We start from the raw sequence: 2,829 nt of genomic DNA on the forward strand, positions 1-2,829 counted from the left end.
GGCATCAAAACCCAACGCGAATTTAACGCCTTCAACCAGCTTACCAGTTTCTCAAAAGACGGCGTACTTACCCAATACGACTACGACTCACTTGGTCGTCGTATTGCCAAACACACAGAACAAGGCCAAATCGATTTTATCTGGGACGGTAACCAACTACTAGGCGAATGCCTAAACGGAAAATATACTTGGTACATCAACCGCCCAGACGAATTTTACCCTGTTGCCCTGATCAAACAAAATAGTGTCTATTACTACCATCTAGACCAACTTAACACGCCGAGATTCGTCACCAACCAAGCCGCAGAAGTAGTATGGGAAAACACAGCCAACGCCTATGGCTACGAAGACGGCGCACAACAAACGAGAGAGATAGAAAACACAAACTTCTATCAACCGATTCGCTTTCAAGGGCAATACTTCGACCAAGAAAGCGGCTTTCACTACAACCGTTTTCGTTACTACTGCCCAAAACAACAACGCTTTATCCACCAAGACCCGATTGGTATATTAGGCGGCATCAACCACTACCAATACGCTCCGAACCCAGTGAACTGGGTCGATCCGATGGGGTTGAGTTGTAAAGAAGGCACTGCAACTATTTTAAAAATAGGTCATGGTAAAAATATGCATTTCGCTATTCAGGTGAATACCAAATTTGAGATGACAAAAACCCATCAATGGGGCTCTGTACGAAATGGCCTCCCAACTCGCACTGTTGTTCTCGGCTATGATGAGTTAGAAGATTTTGCCGATAAGTCGATCAGGAAGGTTACGATAAAATTACCAGATGCAATTGCTGCAAGTGATTTACAGAGGCAGCTACTTCGTGAAGGTGATATGGCTCTTGATAGAGCTGATTGGGATCCTGATAAATTGGATACGCCACTGTATGATCCTGTTAATCAAAGTTGTTTAACACACGTATTTGATGTGCTTAGAGCTGGCGGGGTTGAAGGAGTACCAGAAAACTCTTCGCTTCAAGACAAATCAGTTCTTAAATTTACACGTGACATGATGAATGGGAAAGTTGGAGAAAAAGATCATTCTGAAGTAGTCGAAAAATTTGAAGAGAATAAAGCAACTTGGAAAATTGATAGTAAAGGTAGGCCTATTTCAGTTGAGGCTACGTTAAAAGCGACTTACCATGGTAAACGCTCATCCGAAGAGAAAACATTACAAAGAGAAGTTGGTGGTGAAGATAGGTTGGTTGATGATGATGGTGGTCACTTAGTTGGACATCGTTTTATGAGCGATCAAGGAGAAAAAAACTTATTTCCACAGAATTCCAACTTTAATCGTGGTAGTTATAAGTCGATGGAAAATGAGTGGGCGGATTGGACAGAGGCTGGCTATGAGGTTAAGTTAAAGGTTTCACTTGAGCCGCCTAATTCAACTCGACCTACAGATGTTATTAGTGAGTATGAAGTTTTTGATCCAATAAGTAATAAGCGTATATATAAGAAAGAACATTCATTTAGTAACCAAAGTGGTCAAGATTTTAAACGAATTTCCAAAGAAAATATCAATAAATTTAGAGGGTTGAAATGAATATAAAAGATGAAGTTTTACAAGAAATAACGCAAATGTTCTTGCGGTGTGAAGATGTACTTGAATATGAATGGACTGAGCTTGTATTTGTTTTTGAATTTGGTGATGGGCATGTGTCTAATTCTGGTTTTTTATATAATGGGCAGGAAATTACTCCAGCTACGGCTTCTATTGCGAATGATAAGTTGCTTTTAAGGAATTCTTTGAAAGCTCTAAGGGAAGATGTTTACCAAGAATGTGGCTATAGATTTAATCAGCTATTGTTCCAGATGGAAAATAAAACAAAGCGTTTTAAAATTGATTTTGAATTTGAAGATCCTAAAAAATGGGCAATTACTCCTGATAACATGTTTGAAATGAGAGAGAAGCTGCGTCCTAACTTTAACTGATTTTCAAAGTCATTTTTTTGGGTTTTTAGATGTGATTTTAAATTTTTTAAAGACTTTTAATCTAGAGGTAATATTAATGGAGTCAAAAAAAAAGTTAAAGTTTTCATTTGGTTCGAGTGAAAAAGTATGTAGTCATTTGCATGATTTAGTTTTGAAAAGAAATAAAATAAACCCAAAGCCATATATCATTGGCTTTATAGATGATCATTATGCTTTGACTTGGTATTGTGATTCTTGTTGTCAAAAATATTTGCTACCCAAAAATGGTGTTTTTTTATTTCATTTTCCTGAAAGTGCTGAAGAATATAATGATCTTGTTTATCTTAAAAAATTAAAAAATTTAGATAGTTTAGAAGCATATATCGATAAGGTTTCAGGCTTTAAGGTATCAGAGGTATGTGATAACAATCCATTTTTAGAATTTGAAAAAAATGAAGATTCAGCTCCGAAATACGTAGATAGAAATCTGTTTTATTCACTTTCTGGATTAAATGATGTGGAGGTGAACTTGTTAGTTAATACTACTTCAATGATTCCATTTGGAACGGAAGTTAATGCTAAAGTTTAAAGAGCTATCTATTTTTTCGGTAATTATTTTCCTGGAATCTGTTTTTTCTGATGACTACCTTTGCATGTTTTATTGATTTAGGTGCCATAATAACCTGAGGGTTTTTCCAAGCTTGTGCATCAAGTGAGTACACTTCTTATGTAAGAGCAGTTTATATGTCAAGTCTAAGATGTCAAACCTAGATATACGCAATAAGTTACACAAGCTGGACTGATACTGATGTGGCCACTTTTTGTGGTGGCCAATCTTATTTTTTACTAAGCGAGTCCTTGCCAGTGGCTTTAGTCATCATTTCGAATGGGATAGCTACTCAAACGACGC

The 2,829-nt window shown here is 36.9% G+C and carries 3 protein-coding genes; all 3 read left to right on the plus strand.

Annotated features, from left to right (window positions below):
- On the plus strand, positions 1 to 1,551 hold a 1,551-nt coding region (locus KPL72_RS20970), incomplete at its 5' end, for an RHS repeat-associated core domain-containing protein (protein ID WP_219704343.1).
- Complete coding sequence (locus tag KPL72_RS20975; RefSeq protein WP_219704344.1) at positions 1,548 to 1,940, plus strand: hypothetical protein; 393 nt, start codon at positions 1,548 to 1,550, stop codon at positions 1,938 to 1,940. The genes KPL72_RS20970 and KPL72_RS20975, both read left to right, overlap by 4 nt.
- Before the next feature lie 76 nt (positions 1,941 to 2,016).
- Positions 2,017 to 2,508: a hypothetical protein gene (locus KPL72_RS20980; protein ID WP_219704345.1), complete on the plus strand. Its 492-nt coding sequence runs from the start codon at positions 2,017 to 2,019 to the stop codon at positions 2,506 to 2,508.
- Positions 2,509 to 2,829: the final 321 nt, after the last annotated feature.

Origin of the sequence: Marinomonas lutimaris, assembly GCF_019426345.1 — a bacterium.
GTDB classification, from domain to species: domain Bacteria; phylum Pseudomonadota; class Gammaproteobacteria; order Pseudomonadales; family Marinomonadaceae; genus Marinomonas; species Marinomonas lutimaris.